This is a genomic window from Microcoleus sp. D3_18_C4, assembly GCF_036702355.1.
In the GTDB taxonomy this organism is placed as follows: Bacteria; Cyanobacteriota; Cyanobacteriia; order Cyanobacteriales; family Microcoleaceae; genus Microcoleus.
Genome location: NZ_JAUBTF010000016.1, coordinates 86160 through 103033, shown reverse-complemented (window position 1 = coordinate 103033; position 16874 = coordinate 86160). Strand labels below are relative to the sequence as shown.

The window sequence follows — 16874 nt, the reverse complement described above, 5'->3', positions numbered from 1 at the left end:
TAGTTATTAGTAACTGGTCAGAAGGTTTTTTGGGTGGAATTAACAAACAATAAAAATTATTGAATTCAAAATTTTTATTGAATTCTGACCAATGCCTTCCGCCTTCACAAGTTATTGGCTGCGGACTGAAGACTGAAGACTAATAACTAAGCCTGAAATCTAAAATCTAAAATCTAAAATCTAAAATCTAAAATTAACTAGGTGGGCTTGCATGGCTGGAGGTATTTATCTCATTCAGGACGACGATAGGCTGGTAGAAATGATGGAACAGCCCTACGACTCGGAAGACCAGTTACAAGATTTGCTAGTAACTTATCCTAATTTGATCGCGGGAGACCAAATCGATCGCGCGACGCCGCGCAGGTGGCTGTTAATTTCGCGGGAAGCTGCACCCAGCGATGAGGAAACAGCGGTGCAGTGGTCGCTGGATCATTTGTTTCTCGACCAAAATGCAGTTCCTACTTTGGTGGATGTGCGGCGAACTCCGAATGCCGAACTGCGGCAAAAAGTTTTGGGTCAGTCGATCGACTATGCTGCTAATGCGTTGTTTTACTGGCCCATCGATTCAATTATTGCTCTGTTTGAAGCTAATTGTCGCGATCGGGGTCGCGATCCTGAACAGATTTTTGAAGAGTTTCTCGGTGCGGATGCTAATGAAGACCTATTTTGGCAGAAGGTTAAAACTAATTTGCAAGCTGGTAAAGTTCGCTTAGTGTTTGTAGCTGACGAGATTTCCGCTGAAATGCGTCGAGTTGTGGAATTTCTCAACGAACAAATGGACCCGGTTGAAGTTTTGGCCCTGGAAATTAAGCAGTATGTAAGCGAAGACGGTTTGAAAACGCTGGTTCCCAGAGTGATCGGTCAGACCGCCGAAGCACAGCAGAAAAAATCCAGCGCAACGCGCGAAAGAAGGCGCTGGGATGAATCTTCATTTTTTGCGGAAATCAAAGCTAGACGAGGCGCGGACGAGGCGCAAATGGCAAGAGAAATTTACCTGTGGGCAAAAAGTCAAGAACCCGAAGTTCAAATCCAGTGGGGAACGGGGGATGCCTACGGCGGTTTCGCCGCTCAATTGCCTCAAAAGGGCAGAAAGCCCTATCAGTTATTCACTGTAGATATTGCTGGCAGAATGGAGATTTCTGCTGATAATTATGGTTCCCAGCAGCCTTTTAATGCGGAACAAAATTGGCTGGAATTGAGAAGTAAGCTGAGTTCGATCGGTCTGTCGCTGCCTACAGAACCGGGTGAGAGAAGGTCGCCGACTCTGGCTTTGTTTACTTTGCAAGATGAATCTGCCCTCAACCAAGTTATGGAAACTTTTGATTGGGTGATTGAGCAAATTAAAACCTTATAGTTACACTCAGAGATGAGAGAAACGGAGGACACGGCAGTGCCGTTTCCCTACCCCGATTAATTGTAGGGAAACGGCACTGCCCATTAGTGTGAATTTAACGTAAAACCGATAGTCCGGCAAGGGTTGAAACCCCTGCCTCAAAGCTAAAGTCCTCTCAAAGAGGACTAATGAGTTTTTCAGTCCTCTTTGAGAGGACTTTAGCTATTAGACAGGGAATTCATTCCCTGGCGGACTGTCGGGTGGGCGGGAGGACTGGCGCACAAAAAGCTTAAGTTGACACTTATGGGAACTGCGGTGTCCTGATTGTGGGTAATATTAATTCCGATGCTACCGGATTTGATATGACGCACCCTACCCTATGTGCTGGGTAGTATGTATATGCCCGGTTCAGCGTCATCCCCAGGCAGAATTTCACGGCTGCTTTTAACACCTTTACTTTCGCACAGATTTGCAAACGATTCTAAACCCTCTAATCTGGCTGCAAGTTCACTCAACCCATCCAAATATTCAGCTACAGCAATTTGGCGATGTGTCCATGTTTGATCAAATTTAGCAGAACTATAGCACATTTCAAACTCTACATCAACATAATTTTTTTTGCCTCTGATTTGGTCAGGAGATAAAGTGCGATCGCTTGGTGATATTTCCGTAATTCGTTCTACTCGTTCTGAGGCAATATGGTTTTTAAACCGAGAATTAGTAAAGCGATAAGCAGTAGATAGATAAGTGTTTTCATCATTGATTAGTGCCTTACCCCATCTTTCCGCGACTTGTTTAAATTGGGGGATTTGTAAGGCCAGTAATTCTTTAGCTTCTTGATGTTTCCCTATTTCTAAGAGAAGATTGGCTTCTGTTGCTATGGCTACAGCCCAACCTTGAATAGAAACATCAGCATTAAGCATAATTTCAGCATCTAATTCTGGGGTAGCTTGCATTGCTTGATTACTGAGAAATAATCCCACACGGGAAGCTGTTTTAATGGCTGATCTCGGTGATTCATCAGGAAAACGAGAGCGCTCGTCAAGTTCAGCTTTTAAAGCTGCAATTTCTTTAATTAGCATGGCTTGATGAAGATGGGAAATAGCTTTAGCAAGGCTTTTTTGCTTTTGGCGGCTGTCTTCTACCAATAAATACAGATATGCCAATTGTTCAGAGATAATATCTAAGCGATTATCAATCCGGTTAAAGCCTTCTTCCATTGACTGTTGAATGTGACCTAAAGTTTTTTGTACTTGGTGCAGTTTAGATCCCATATAGGCAAAGCCAGCAATACTGATACCAAGGTTTAAAACACTTGCGCCGGCAGCAATTTGACTTAGCCCCATCACTGAGGATAAGGTTTTTTCAAAGCCGATTAATTTACTATCGATACCGATTAATTTATGATCAACACCTATTAATTTATGATAGGTAAGCCCATGACCAATAACATCAATTCCTGCCAAAATGGGAGAAAATGGAACAGTCATCATTGTGCTAGTCACTCCGGGAACTTCGGCTAAATGGCGGACAATTTGACCAGCCTTTACAGTTCCCGCAGCCCATCTAATAACGCTTCCATAGCGTTGCATGGAACCATCAAGTAAACCCTTGAGAATTTCTGGATGTTTAACTAAAAAAGTGGCATCAATCAGCATTTTACTTTCTCCGGTTTAGCGATTATAAACTCCAAGTTTTTCATAGGCTTCTATTTTCAATCTATCAGACACTTTAACATTACCTGCTAAATCAGCTAATTTACGAAAAGCATCATATCTATCGAGTTGATTGACATTACGCTTAAATCCTTCGTCAGATTGCTTGAGTTTAATCTCAACCAAGTAAATGTTATATTCTGATTCGGCTCCTTGGGCCACTGAATACTCATTGATATGAGGTATTTTCTGAGAAAGTTCAGTTTCAGATCCTAGCCATAAATATCTCGTAATTTGGTAAAGTTGTTCTCCCTCACTAACATCAATCTGCTTTTTGTCTTTTAGCGATTCAAGAAAATCTGCGTGCGAGGCGGAAATCACTAAAACTAAAGAAGGTGGTTTGGGAGAAAGTATTCCTAATACTGCTTTTACTCCTAATACTGCTCCTCCTACTACTGCTCCTGCTAATACTGGTACTCCTAATACTATTAATAAACTCTCCATATCCGTAGATTCCATTTTTTAACTCCTGAATGTCATTAGGTTTAAAAGTTGCTTCACTGACGAAAAATCTCTTGTAACTTTTCACAATCTGCTGTTGCATGATCTTTTTTAGCTTCAAACTCACGCCAAAACTGTTTTTTTTGCTCAAAATTGCCCTCAATAATACTTGATTGTTGCTGCAAATCACGTTCAGCTAGATTGGTAATCTCATCAACGGATTCTTTAAAGATATCGCTAACATAATCTAACCGTTGGAGAATCCACTCAAGCAAAATATCCCACAAACTCCCTTTCCCTTTCTCAATTCCACTTGACCATTGTGTTGCCATTAAGCCTGGAGACGGAAGGAAAAGTTCGATGTATTCACCGTCTGTTTTTTTAGAACGGTTTTGCTTAATATTATTTTCTGGCAACTCAAAAAATCTTTCTGGTAAAGTTGGCAAGTTTGGAGCTAACTTTTTGCCTAAATTACTGATGGCTGCTTTTTCAAGATTAATCGAAGAAAAGTTGCCCTCGGTCAGAAAAACTTTTAGTTTCTTAACTTGTTCATCAACTAATGATTCTAAAGCTTGTTCAAACTGTTGTGCGTTTGATTGTAGAACAAACTCTGCCCTTGCAGATATAGCTTCTCTCATCCTGTGATAGAGCAAGCGAACATAGCGTTCATCATCTTCAAGTTCTTTTTTCCCCTTATCATCATCAGCCCGTATACGCTTAACTAAGTATTCTGACTCACCAGAAAATTTACTGAGTCTGCGACTAACATGATCATAGTATTTAGAAATATCCTCAGCTAATGAAGGTAATGTGACTTCCCTTAGTTTATCTCTTAGCTCAAAAGCTCCTTGATTATTTTTAAAAGCATCGCGAACGAGAACAATTAGAGATGTGGTTAAATCCCCTACTACATTTTTTTTAACCGCATCAAATTCAAGTTCTTTTTTCCCCTTATCATCATCAGCCCGTATACGCTTAACTAAGTATTCTGACTCACCAGAAAATTTACTGAGTCTGCGACTAACATGATCATAGTATTTAGAAATATCCTCAGCTAATGAAGGTAATGTGACTTCCCCTAGTTTATCTCTTAGCTCAAAAGCTCCTTGATTATTTTTAAAAGCATCGCGAACTGGAACAATTAGAGATGTGGTTAAATCCCCTACTATATCTTTTTTAACCGCATCAAAAATCCGCTGAAATCCATTACGTCCTTTTTTTACAGCCTCTTGTACGAGTTTATCATTAATTTTAGGATCATTGCTTTTCAAGCCTGCTTTCAGTCCCTCAATTTCTACCTTAAATTCTTTCCCAACTTCTTTGATATTATGAAAATAATGATGGCTTTTCTCTATTTTATTTCTTTCTTGCTCAACCTGTTCCTGTTGGGAAATTTTTATGGGTGAATCCGAATTTCCAGAGATTCTGCTAAAGCATTGTAAGGATCGAATACTTCCAACAATGCAGGAAGTATTACCAATTCAGCAAATGATTCTTGAACCCGCACACGGAAACGATCCCAAAGTTCTCTACCTCCACTCCATTCAAAAGAATAGTGGAGAATTTGCCGCATGGTTTCATCATCAATAGCCTCATTGTCTTCTACCCGATCTTCAATATCGCGAAACCAATTCTTTAAATCTCGGTTATCTTTAGTATTTGATTTAATAACTCCTGCACAGTCTTGAAACATAGCTTTAAGGAGTTTTAACCGTATCTCCTGACTCATCACTGACGGTTGGTTAAAAGCTCCTGAACCCCAAGCACACTGAGCATAATATAAAAGACGAGCATTAAAAGGCAGAACATCAGGAAGTTCTGGAAGCGATAAGACCTCTTTAATTTCTTCTCTTAACTTATCAATCCGCTCTGATAGGGGTAAATCATCGGTTCCTCGGTTATCGACCCGATTTAAGATAAAAATCATCGAATCTGTGCGACCTTGTAGATATTCGACAACTTTCTTTAATTCTTCTAATAAGCGTTTTCTGTGCTCATCATCTACCTGCATATAGTCCAAAGCCACTAAACTAAAAGCTTTATTAACTTGCTTTTGGATAGTTGCTAAGTTAGCCCGGTCTTGAACTGATTTCAATCCAGGTAAATCAATCAATTCGACTCCGATCCCGTTGGGTAAACCCAGTAAAGAAGCATCACAAGCAGGTAAAAGAGGAACATAAGCTGTTATTTGTGGCGCAACATACTCACGCTTTTTCCGCGCATGGTGATAGGAGTGCATCACGGTGCTAATTCGCTGGTATAAATCCTCATCGCTTAATCCCGTCCATTCACCAGTATCCCAAGCAGCATCTTCCGTTTCTGCAATCATTAATCTCTGTTCTTGAGAATGTTTGATGGTTAATACACCCCCACTCATTTCTCCGGCTTCAATCGGTGCGATTTTTCGACCAATCAGCGCGTTAACAATCGTTGACTTTCCAGAGGAAGTTGTGCCCAGAGTAGCAATCCGAAAACTAGGATTTTCTAGGCGTTGGACGGCTTCTTGATAAACAGTTAAAAAATCCTGTAGGCAAGATTGAATCCCCGAATCAGCAAAAACATCCGGGGACGAGTTGACTAAGCTAGAGACTGAGTTGCCTAATTCTTGTAAAAGGTTGCGGGTGTTGTTTAACTTAGATTCAATTACAGGCATGGCAAAAATGCTTCCTTAATGATCTTTGTTAAGTATAACTAAGGAGGCACGGCGTCGGACATCGTACATCCACGGATGTTTTAAACCTTGCCACAAAATAAAGAGTGACTCTTAAATCAACTTGTAGAGTGCGTCGGAGATTGATTATTTCGATTTTAACCGGTTTATTCTGCTCCGGGGCATCCTACACACTAGGCTGTCCCGCACCTTGCGTTATATTTTTCGGGCGGGCGGGACACCCCACAATAATTTCATCAAACTTGATTGTACAATTTGTATGCGCCTGAGCTTGTTAATCTCATTATTATGTTTAGGGGATAATGGGTGTCACCCTCAACATAATAATGAGTTGATGCAGAGTGAGCGGCCGATCGCCAATAACCAATAACCAATGACTACTGACTAATATCGAATGTTTGCTTGTTTCAAACGCCGCAGGGCTTCTCCCAGTCGATCGCAATCTGCAATTAAACTAATTCTCACATATCCTTCGCCGCCCGGCCCAAAAGCATTACCAGGAGTCACCACAACACCCGTTTGCTGCAAAACATTCAGGGCAAAATCAGTAGAACTCATGCCGCGAGTGCAGGGAACCCAAAGATACATTGCAGCCAGAGGTTTAGGAATATTCCACCCTAATTCTGCCAATCCTTCCACCATGAAATCACGGCGAGTCCTGTAACGATTCTGCACTTCGTGCAAGTAACTGTCCGGCAATTGCAGTGCTGTTTCTGCTGCTGTTTGCAATGCGGAAAATATACCGTAATCTAGGTTAGTTTTTAATGTCCGCAAACCTTGAATAATCTTGCTATTTCCTACTACAAAACCGACGCGCCAGCCTGCCATATTGTAAGTTTTGGACATGGTGTGAAATTCGACGCCGATTTCTTTACCGCCGGGAATTTCTAATAAACTTGTCGGTTGATAGCCGTCAAAGGCTAATTCCGCATAACACAAGTCGTGAACCAGCAAGATTTGATGCTTGTGTGCGAAAGCCACAATATCTTTGTAAAATTCGCGGGGTGCAGTTGCTCCAGTCGGATTGCTGGGATAATTGAAATAGAGTATTTTGGCTTGTTCGGCTACGCTGTCGGGAATGTCGGCTAAGTCAATTACCCAGTCATTTTCGGGTTTGAGGATGATGTTGTGAACTTTTGCACCCGCAATGATTGGCCCGCGAAATAATACGGGATAAGCAGGACTCGGTACTAATATTACGTCCCCTGGATTGATATAGGCGATCGCAAAATGTGCTAAACCTTCTTTAGAACCCAACAAAGGCAATGCTTCGCTTTCTGGATCGAGTTCAACATTGTAGCGACGGCTGTACCATTTAGTAATAGTACGGCGAAAACTGGCAGTTCCTTCAAATGGTGGATAGCCGTGATTTGCAGGATTTTGGATGGCTGCGACAGCGGCTTCTACTACTGGTTGAGGAGTGGCACCGTCGGGGTTTCCCATTCCTAAGTCTATTAAATCGAGTCCTTGTTCGCGGGCGCGGGCTTTGAGTTCGTCGAGACGGGCAAATACGTAGGGCGGTAGTTTTTGCAACCTGTCAGCAGGGCTAATCCAATCCAAGGTCATTTATTTTGTGTCAGTTGTCAGTTTTCCTGGTTTGTAGTAAGGACTTTCGTCCTTGCTAGCACAGCCTTTTCAGGACTTTAGTCCTTACTACAAACTGTTTTAATTCTTAATCTTTAATTCTCCCACAGGTGCGGTGGTAGAAACCATCGCTGCCATTAATTGTTGGGGAACAACTTTAAAAGGCAGTCGGTGGATGTCGGAATTGGGATTGCAGGCGATATCGGCGGCGCGCTGCAATTCTGCTATGGTAATGTCTCCGAGTCCGAGGTTCTCTAAAGTTTGGGGCAATCCAATTTCCGCGTAGAATTTTAGCAGTTGCTGTCTGGCGCTAGCGGCAAGTTGATTGTTTTGCAGCATTTCTTCTAGTCGCAGTTGCACTAAAATGCCGTAGGCAACTTTTTCGCCGTGCAATGTGCCGTGACTTGCTAATAGATGAGTTAGACCGTTGTGGACGGCGTGGGCGGCGACGGTGCGACATTGGGCACCACCAATTCCGCCGATTACTCCTGCTAGCAATACGGCGGCATCTGTGACTTCTTGCCAGGTTTCGCTACCGGGTTCTTTGAGGGCGGTGGCTGATTTTTGGAATAATATATCGCGCAGTATTCTAGCTTGTTGAACGGCGGAAATAATCAGGGTTTGTTCCGAGTGTCCGCTGCTGACTGATGCTTCGTACCATTTGGCGATCGCATCTCCAATTCCTGCTACTAATGTCCGCTGTGGTGCGGTTTGAATTAAGCCGTAGTCTAGTATTAATAAGTCGGGACATCTGGCTAATGTGACATCGTATTGGAATGCGCCTTGTTCTGAATAAATGTTAGAAAGGGCTGTCCAAGCGGCACAAGTGGCTGCTGATGTGGGAATTGTGACGATCGGGATTTTGCACTGATAAGCGACGAGTTTGGCAGCGTCTAAGGCTTTGCCGCCGCCTACACCGATGATGAAATCGGCTTCATGGGTTTGGGCTGCTGCGCGGAGGGTTTCGAGGCTGGTTTCGCTGCAATCCTTGCCGTAGGCTGTTTCAGCGGATTGTAACTGCTGCTGTTCGAGGATTGGTTGCAGGTAGGGTTGGGCGGCGGCGAGGGAGTTACTGCCGCCGACGATTAGCGGCCGCTTTCCGAAACGGGCGATGGCATCTCCGGCTTGTGCGATCGCCGATCGACCTCGCAATACACAGGCGGGAGCAATTGTCAAGGAATAAATTGCAGTTGCGGTGGCGGTTTTGGTGCTTTGGGTTTGAGTCATCGAACCACTGGATAAGTGACGAGAAGGTTGACGCTTTGCAGGATTGCTGGATTTTATAGGATAACTCTAACCCATGTTGGGCGATCGGGTAAGTTTTGTAAAGTTTTTATTAAGTATTGTTGGGCTGTTGGGGGATGGGAGAGGGGAGTTGAGGGCGATCGCTATGATAAATTTAGGAATATAAGCAATTTCAAGGATAGGGCAATGCTGACTAAACAAGATTGGGACTGGTTAGCAGTGTGTTCTCATTATCAAACGGCTGTCACAGTCCAGACACTTCTCAAAGAAGGAAAATCTATGGAAGCAACGGCAGGTTTAGAATCTTTAATTGAAGCAATGGGAAGAACCGAAAAACGAGCAGTAAAAAGCCAGTTAATTCGTTTAATGCTTCATATTATTAAATGGAAATTTCAACCTGAGAAACGAACTGCTAGCTGGGCTATTAGTATTCGTTCGGCGCGGCGAGAGATTGAAGAAAGTCAAGAAGAAATGCCTAGTTTAAACCGTGATTTTATTGAGTCTGTCTGGGAGAAATGTTTTAAAGTTGCGGTGAAAGATGCCGAGGATGAAATGGGTAAAAAATGTCAATTAACCTCACTTTCTTGGTCAGAAGTTTTTGAAGATGAATATACTTTGTCGGATGGCGCTTTAGAAGATGAAAAGTTTGAGTAATTTGCGCGATCGCATTTTTTGGACTGATGCAGTCACCTGGTTTCTCAACCTAACCTGTTTACTGATCGGGACTTACGCAGAACCTTTATATGTTATTAAAATTGAGGCTTAACGTACAAATCCCAGACTCGTTTCACTTCTGCTGCATCTGGTTGAGAAATTTGCCCGATTTTTGCTAGCAACAAAGACTTTTCCAGACAATCTAATCTAGACAAGCGTACTGTTGAAGCAACGCGCAAACCGCTGGCAGACCAATCATTAAGAAATACATCAGTTTGGCTGCGGGGTTTTGCAGAGGTAACGACTGCTGCTACCACATCCTCGCTATCCAACCACAGTAAAAGTATGGGGCGTTTTTTAGAGCCTGCGCCGCCTGTAAAGGGAATATTTGCTACCCAAAAATCACCAGGCTCAATAGTCGTCATAAAGTCCTTCGTCTTCGGGTGCGTAACCTTTCAAAAAAGCATCATGACTGCGAGTAATTGCTGGGTCAATTAAATAGTCTTCGCCGTCTAGTAGCGAGCGCTGGAGAGGCGGTGTTTCTGTTGTTGAAGTGCCAGATTCGGAACTTATGCTAAACTGCTTTGTCTGTTGGGCTTTGTACAAGAGGAATTGAACGAAATCGAGCACTTCCTCTTGTTTTTCTATCGACAGAAGTCGCAAATTTTCTGACACGGTTTGTTCGACATCAATAGTGGGTTTCATTGAATTTTTACCCTTCAGCTTTGTTATATTTCTGCGTTACCTACATATATTGTCACGACTCTCAAAGGTGAGAGCGTTCCTGATTCTAGCCAGTCCAACAATATAACCGGCCAAAGTTCCTCACCTCTGTGGTTTTAATCGTGGGAGGTGGGCTGCTTTTTCCGGCCAAACACACCCGACATACTTAAACCAGTCACTAGCAAGCCAATCATTCCCAAGCCGTTTAAAATCGGGTAAATTGCTTGCAGGTGAAAGATTTCACCTGTATGAATTTTTAACAAGAATCTTGATGAAATTTCTATACCAAGCGGCCACTCTCGGACAATTGTGATCACCATTCCAGTCAAGACAGTCAGCGCGATCGGCAAAGCAACAATAAGGCCTAGAATGCGGTGGTACTTGCGAAATGCTCTCTTCATAGTGGTTGAAAGTTTGGGAATACTGAGGTTATATAAGGAGCGAACGTTGAGTGCTTTTTTCTAAGTAACTGCGATCGCATAACTCTCACAGGACTTACGCACTCCGACGCACATAAACCGGATATTTTAACTTTTATTCAAGGTTTGAACCAATTACCGGAGTTAAAAAACTCGGTTTCTGCGTCCCAGACTTTAGAATCAAGCACTCACCACTTAAATTTAGGACTTAGGAATGCTAGTAATAGTCTTTTCAAGCGACTGCAATTGAGTTAGCACTTGGTCTTTACTTGGCTGAGACTTTTTGAGCGCAGTCATCACTTTTTCTGTGGTATCCTCAACTGCATCGTAGCTTTTAGGAGCTTTAGCTTTGATACCGTCTTCTACTTTCTTCCAGGCATTCTCGAATTTGTCAAATTCGGTTTTGGCTTTGGTAAAGTTTCCAGCCTGAACTGCTGCTTTGGTACTGGACACCACACCACTCAATTCTGCATAGTTTCCCTGGGATGCTGCTTTCTCAGTTTTAACAGCAGTAGCAGCAGGAACCGGGGCGGGTGAAGTTTGCGGAGTGGAAGCTTCCTTAGCGCTGTCGCAACCAGCCAAAGCTATAAGGCTGATGGCGCTAAGGACAAGGATTTGATTAAAACGAGCCATGAAAAATCCTCACATAGATGGATACTAGATTCTATTGTGTCACAAACAAATCAGATCCGTGGGAATAAATCAACATCCTGCGGGATAGTAAATTTTGAAGCTGGAAGTGGGCGGATAGTTGGGTAAGTTTGGTAAGTTTGGGTTTAGGGAGGAAACGCCACTAGATGATGGTTTGCCACTGTTGACCTGAATCCAGTGCCACCCAACCTATTGACTAGCCTCTGGTATGTTTTATGTTCAGAAAGCTAATTCGGGCGAGCGACATTCCTGGTTTTATGGAGGATAATCAACACAGATAATTAAGCTTATTACTAATTCTTGCACAACCGTTTCAGAAACTTTTCCGATACATCTGACAAATCGCTCAGTAGTTACACTCCGCCCTTGCAAAACCTTCCCTGCTGAGTCGGCGTTTCAACAGTTTTCTTCTGTTAGCTGAATCAGAATCATGAAAGGGCGACTTTAAAATTTAGGTTGCCCTGTAGCCACAGGAATTATAATCCGCATGGGGATAGAACTAAACATTTCCGAACTAATCACAACCGCAGGACGTGTTTTCTGAATTTCTTGTCCTCGGGTTGGATCAAGTTGTACCAGCCAAACCTCTCCTCGTTTTGGGTTAGTAGTCATACTCAGTCTCCCAGTCTTCGCCATCGAGTACCGAAAACTCGCTTAATTCAGGATATGTCAAAAAATCTTCGGCTGTAGCAGGTATAAATGGTGCTAGTATTTTATGGCGTTCTGCTATTGGCAGGCTATCAATTTCTCTAACTGATAGCTTGAGAGTAGGTTCGGTTGTTGACGAACTTTTAGACTCGGAACTTTCGCTGGATAACTGCTGTTTCTGTTCCGTTTTTTGCACCAGGAATTGTGCAAAGTCGAGCAATTATTGTTGTTTCTCGGTTGGCAACTGTCGCAAATTCTCTAACAGTGCTTGCTCAAAATTAATGGTTTCTGACATTTCAATTACTTTCCCTAAGTGTTTATCAGTTTATTCGTCACGCAGTCAAGTTTTGTAGTTCCATATTGGCCAATCGACCATAATTTTTATCTTTCCCTCTTACTTCACCCATCACACCGCCAAATCTTGATACTGCCATCATTACTGCCACTAACCAGAGTGTTTCCATCCGGGCTAAAACAGACCGAATTAACCCTGGCTGAATGCCCTTTGAGAGTGAAAATTGTGTCTCCATTTTTTAGATTCCAAAGCTTGATAGTGTTGTCTCCACTACCACTAGCAATAATTTGTCCATCCGGGCTGATGACAACGGAAAAAACCGACTCTGAATGCCCTGTGAGAGTGCGAATTTCCTGTCCGGTTTTCCGATTCCATAGTTTGATAGTGTTGTCTCGACTAGCACTAGCAATAATTTGTCCATCCGAGCTGATGACAACGGAAAAAACCAACTGTGAATGCCCTGTGAGAGTGCGAATTTCCTGTCCGGTTTTTAGATGCCAAAGCTTGATAGTATTGTCATAACTGCCACTAACCAGAGTGTTTCCATCCGGGCTGATAGCGACAGAACAAACCGAGTATGAATGCCCTCTGAGAGTGCGAATTTCCTGCCCGTTTTTCAGATTCCACAGTTTGATAGTATTGTCTTGACTGCCACTAGCAAGAGTTTCTCCGTCTGGACTAAAAGCAAGAGACCGAATTAAAGATGAGTGACCCTTTATGGTTCTAAATTCTTGTCCAGTTTCCAGATTACGCAGCTTAATTTGTTTGTCATAACTGCCACTAGCTAAAATTGTTCCATTAGGGTTAATTGCAACGCAATAAACCGCGCCTGAATGCCCAGAAAAATTACCAATCAGCTCTCCTGTATGGAGATTGCAAAGTTTGCTGCAATTTCCACTGCTGTTACTAGCAAAAGTCTTGCCATCGGGACTAATAACTACGCAATCAACAGATGACATAGCTACGCCATTAAGAGTTTTTACACATTTGAAGGAGTGAGCTTTTCTAATGATTTTTTCTTCTATTTGGTGTTGGCGTTGAGCTTCCGCTTTGGCAGCTTTTTCTATTGGTTGTTGGCGTTTTGCTTCAGCTTTGGCAGCCTTTTGAGATTGACGTTCAGCCTCTACTTGCTCCATCAGCTTTTTCAACTCCTGTTCATACTGTTCTCGCTGTCGCCGCTGAATATCCTGAAGAATATCAAAATAAGGTTTCACCCACTCTTCTGCTAATCCATATTCAGCCAATTCATCCTTTAAATTAAATAACAAAGGTTCATAGCTGGGGTCAATATTGAGATAATACAAATCCGCTAAAAAGCCCGCCAGCAATTTGTGAATCGCTACAATCAACTGCCGAATCATGCGGAGGGCTTTTTTCTCACTTACTCCAGATGCTAAAAGTGCATCTTTGGCCTCTTCCCAGTCAAAAACTTTGGTAGAAAACAGGGATACTTCCTGATTATTCAGGAATCCCCAAAAGCCGACGCGAAAAGTTACGGCATAGTCGCTGATATCGCTATATAAAATTGTAGTAGGAACCGGAGATAAAATTCGCTGCAAGCGTTCCACATCAATATCACCAATCGACTCAGTGAAATAGTCGCTATAAAACTTAACTGGGCGTAAGACATCCTGTTGAGGATAATGCTGTCTGAGAAAATCTCCCACACTTCTCATCTCAATTGGCAAATCTTCACAGAATGTTTCCGGGCATTGCTTGCTAATTTTGGGCGGTGATAGTAAGATTAAGAGGCGGTGTTGCTGCTGAAGTAAAATCTGCTTAGTTTCCTCTCGATTCAACTTAGAAAACCAAGTATTTTTATCCCAAATTGTTTGAATTTCAGCCAGCTTGACCTGAATATCCTTTGCTTGCAATTCCCGCATCAAATCCCGCTGCAAGGCTGCCAGCTTCAGTCTGTCTCGCTGTTCCTGTTCCTGCAACTCAAGGCGGCGTGCTGTTTGTGCTACTGTTAGCTTTAACAATTCCCGATCTCTAGTATCTTTGGCTTTCGCGTATTCCAACATTTCTTGAGAATAACGCTGTTTTGCTTGCTCTATCTCAGTCGAATCCGATGAATTATTGGGATATGGAATCAGGATATCTCGGTAATTTTGAGAGTTATTGCCGAAGGCTTCTCCTAGTTTGTAGCCAATATTTCTGGCGATGGGTGAGAGCACTCCCGATATGTAGGGAGCGATAGCGGCGATGATTGTTGGAAGCATAAATGTGGGTGAGGATGCGGTTATTAATAGTGTAGCAGGATGTTAGGAGGTATAATTCGGATGGTTGCCAGATATTCTGCACTTGTTGATTTTTAGATTTAATTTCATCATTGATACTCCTGGACGCAGAAACCAGGTTTTTTACGGAAATACTGCATTTGACGCTTAAATACTGGTGAAAAACCCGGTTTCTTTGGTATTTAGGCGTCCAGGACTAATTAAACTACCTCTAAACGTGCGATAATCTAAAATCTAAAATTTAAAATCTAAAATCGAATGACTGAACAGCCAACCGCAACCTACCGCACCGAAAGCGACTCGATGGGAGACAAACAAATCCCATCTAATGTCTATTATGGCATCCAAACTCTAAGGGCTATTGAAAATTTTCCGATCAGTGGCATTAAGCCTTTATCAACATACGTTGATGCTTGTGTTTTAATTAAGAAAGCTACGGCGCTCGCCAATGGCGAACTCGGCTGCATTCCCCAAGACATCAGTCAAGCAATTGTCCAAGCAGCAGATGAAATCCTAGCAGGCAATTTGCGCGATCAATTTGTAGTTGATGTCTACCAAGCCGGCGCCGGAACTTCTCACCACATGAACGTTAATGAAGTTCTTTCAAATCGCGCTTTGGAAATTATGGGCGACGAAAAAGGTAATTACAAGCGCGTCAGTCCTAACGATCATGTAAACTACGGTCAATCGACAAATGATGTGATTCCGACGGCGATTCGGATCGGCGGATTGTTGGCGTTAGAAAAAACTCTGTTTCCGGCTTTGTCGGATGCTGTAGTTGCCCTAGAAAACAAAGCAGAAGAATTCAAAAATATTGTTAAATCCGGCCGCACTCACCTACAAGATGCTGTGCCAGTTCGACTCGGCGACACCTTTGGTGCTTGGGCGCAAATTTTGAAAGAACATACCTTGAGAATTGACAGGGCATCCGATGATTTGACATCCCTGGGATTGGGGGGAAGTGCGGCAGGAACAGGCTTAAATACTCACCCTGAATACTGTCAAAAAGTTGCTGAAATTCTATCCGAATTAATCGACCAACCTCTGAAACCAGCAAAGCATTTAATGGCTGCTATGCAGAGTATGGCACCATTTGTAAATGTGTCTGGTGCACTGCGAAATCTCGCTCAGGATTGCGTTAAAATCTCCCATGACTTGCGTTTGATGGACTCCGGGCCGAAAACTGGTTTGAAAGAAATTCAACTGCCTCCTGTGCAACCAGGTTCGTCTATTATGCCGGGAAAATACAATCCTGTGATGGCAGAAATGACATCGATGGTTTGTTTTCAAGTTATGGGTTACGATAGCGCGATCGCCCTGGCCGCCCAAGCGGGACAATTAGAATTAAACGTGATGATGCCCCTGATTGCCTACAATCTCATTCACAGCATCGAAATTTTAGGCAATACCATCAGCGCCCTGACTACACAATGCCTCGCCAAAATTGAAGCTAAGGGCGATCGATGTCTCGCTTATGCTGAAGGTAGTCTCGCCCTCGTTACCGCCCTCAACACTCACATCGGCTATCTCAACGCCGCCGCTGTCGCCAAAGAATCTCTAGAAACCGGCAAATCTTTGCGGCAAATTGTGCTAGAACGGGGTTTAATGAGTGCAGAAGACTTGGCAAAAGTTCTAGATTTAGAGAAAATGAGTGCGATGCCAACATCTTCTGCTAACGTATAGGCGATCGCAGGTATCAGCTAGAAACTAGAAGGCTGAACTCGATTTAATTCTGCCTTCTGCCTTCTGAGTTCTGCCTAACGGCTGTCACAGGTTAAAGTTAAACAATTCAGAATTCAATTTTTTTAGATTTGATTCTGGATTTTTTTATAGTCTAAAGTTTGGGAGCAAGATTTATGCGCGCAGGTTCTTTTGCCAAATTAACTCAAGATAAAGAGAACACAACTCAAGTGACATTTCATTATGTGGAAGGTCAGGCTGAAACTTTCACTATTCCGATGCCTGCACAAGAATTCCAAGAGGAAGTGCTGACTTTGTTAAATCAACCTTGGTTGACTTTCCATTTAGCCGATCAAACGGTTTTTATCTGCACAGCCAGGGTGGTAAAAGTAGAAGTAAAACCTGCTATCCCTGAACTGCAAGGTCAAGGAATATTCTCTAACTCACTGCGAGTTAGTACCATGCAGCGGGCTGCTGTTGGTAGATTGCCGATGAATAGTTAGGGTTCATTTGTATTGAGATGATTCTTGGTAACGCAGGCGCAGATCACCCTGCTTAGGGTGTTCCGTGCCTGC

At 42.9% G+C, this 16874-nt stretch carries 17 protein-coding genes; 4 read left to right on the top strand and 13 right to left on the bottom strand.

All coding sequences use genetic code 11. From position 1 onward, the window contains the following. The first annotated feature begins 211 nt into the window (after positions 1-211). Positions 212-1354, top strand: coding sequence for a hypothetical protein (locus QUA90_RS11035; protein ID WP_333445446.1), 1143 nt, complete (start codon positions 212-214; stop codon positions 1352-1354). A gap of 356 nt (positions 1355-1710) precedes the next feature. Here the strand turns inward: QUA90_RS11035 and QUA90_RS11030 are convergent, their stop codons facing one another. The 6 genes from QUA90_RS11030 to QUA90_RS11005 all read right to left on the bottom strand — a co-directional run bounded on the left by QUA90_RS11030 (position 1711) and on the right by QUA90_RS11005 (position 8971). Continuing rightward, a complete protein-coding gene (locus tag QUA90_RS11030; RefSeq protein ID WP_333445444.1) occupies positions 1711-2991 on the bottom strand; it encodes a hypothetical protein in 1281 nt (426 codons plus the stop codon). A gap of 15 nt (positions 2992-3006) precedes the next feature. Further along, a complete protein-coding gene (locus QUA90_RS11025; protein WP_333445442.1) occupies positions 3007-3507 on the bottom strand; it encodes a hypothetical protein in 501 nt (166 codons plus the stop codon). A gap of 38 nt (positions 3508-3545) precedes the next feature. After that, a complete protein-coding gene (locus QUA90_RS11020; protein ID WP_333445440.1) occupies positions 3546-4760 on the bottom strand; it encodes a hypothetical protein in 1215 nt (404 codons plus the stop codon). A gap of 125 nt (positions 4761-4885) precedes the next feature. Then, positions 4886-6142: a dynamin family protein gene (locus QUA90_RS11015; protein ID WP_333445437.1), complete on the bottom strand. Its 1257-nt coding sequence runs from the start codon at positions 6140-6142 to the stop codon at positions 4886-4888. 402 nt (positions 6143-6544) lie between these two features. After that, positions 6545-7726, bottom strand: a complete 1182-nt coding sequence (locus QUA90_RS11010) for an aspartate aminotransferase (RefSeq protein ID WP_333322738.1) — start codon at positions 7724-7726, stop codon at positions 6545-6547. A 99-nt stretch (positions 7727-7825) separates the two neighbouring features. Beyond that, the gene (locus tag QUA90_RS11005) at positions 7826-8971 is read right to left on the bottom strand and encodes an iron-containing alcohol dehydrogenase family protein (protein WP_333445435.1); all 1146 of its coding nucleotides are present in this window, start codon (positions 8969-8971) and stop codon (positions 7826-7828) included. A gap of 204 nt (positions 8972-9175) precedes the next feature. On the opposite strand from QUA90_RS11005, the gene QUA90_RS11000 reads away from it, so the two are divergent. After that, positions 9176-9643 (top strand): DUF29 domain-containing protein, encoded by a 468-nt coding sequence (locus QUA90_RS11000; protein ID WP_333389367.1) that lies wholly within the window; start codon positions 9176-9178, stop codon positions 9641-9643. A gap of 95 nt (positions 9644-9738) precedes the next feature. Here QUA90_RS11000 and QUA90_RS10995 read toward each other — a convergent pair whose 3' ends face one another. From QUA90_RS10995 to QUA90_RS10965, 7 genes are all read right to left on the bottom strand, one after another. After that, complete coding sequence (locus tag QUA90_RS10995; protein WP_333389366.1) at positions 9739-10068, bottom strand: type II toxin-antitoxin system PemK/MazF family toxin; 330 nt, start codon at positions 10066-10068, stop codon at positions 9739-9741. Further along, positions 10055-10348, bottom strand: coding sequence for a hypothetical protein (locus QUA90_RS10990; protein ID WP_333389365.1), 294 nt, complete (start codon positions 10346-10348; stop codon positions 10055-10057). Before QUA90_RS10990 ends, QUA90_RS10995 begins: the two co-directional genes overlap by 14 nt. Before the next feature lie 134 nt (positions 10349-10482). Then, positions 10483-10767: a peptidase gene (locus tag QUA90_RS10985; RefSeq protein ID WP_333322743.1), complete on the bottom strand. Its 285-nt coding sequence runs from the start codon at positions 10765-10767 to the stop codon at positions 10483-10485. Positions 10768-10986: 219 nt separating this feature from the next. After that, positions 10987-11418: a hypothetical protein gene (locus tag QUA90_RS10980; RefSeq protein WP_333322744.1), complete on the bottom strand. Its 432-nt coding sequence runs from the start codon at positions 11416-11418 to the stop codon at positions 10987-10989. 462 nt (positions 11419-11880) lie between these two features. Then, positions 11881-12048, bottom strand: coding sequence for a type II toxin-antitoxin system PemK/MazF family toxin (locus QUA90_RS10975; protein ID WP_333389364.1), 168 nt, complete (start codon positions 12046-12048; stop codon positions 11881-11883). Then, on the bottom strand, positions 12038-12304 hold the full coding sequence (locus tag QUA90_RS10970) for a hypothetical protein (protein WP_333389363.1): 267 nt from the start codon (positions 12302-12304) through the stop codon (positions 12038-12040). Before QUA90_RS10970 ends, QUA90_RS10975 begins: the two co-directional genes overlap by 11 nt. 179 nt (positions 12305-12483) lie before the next feature. Continuing rightward, positions 12484-14601 carry a WD40 domain-containing protein gene (locus tag QUA90_RS10965; RefSeq protein WP_333389362.1) on the bottom strand — a complete coding sequence of 706 codons (2118 nt, stop codon included), beginning with the start codon at positions 14599-14601 and terminating at the stop codon, positions 12484-12486. 276 nt (positions 14602-14877) lie between these two features. On the opposite strand from QUA90_RS10965, the gene QUA90_RS10960 reads away from it, so the two are divergent. Further along, a complete protein-coding gene (locus QUA90_RS10960) occupies positions 14878-16302 on the top strand; it encodes an aspartate ammonia-lyase (RefSeq protein WP_333389361.1) in 1425 nt (474 codons plus the stop codon). A 173-nt stretch (positions 16303-16475) separates the two neighbouring features. Further along, entirely contained in the window at positions 16476-16802 is a 327-nt protein-coding gene (locus QUA90_RS10955; protein WP_333081738.1) for a hypothetical protein, read from the top strand. Positions 16803-16874 lie beyond the last annotated feature (72 nt).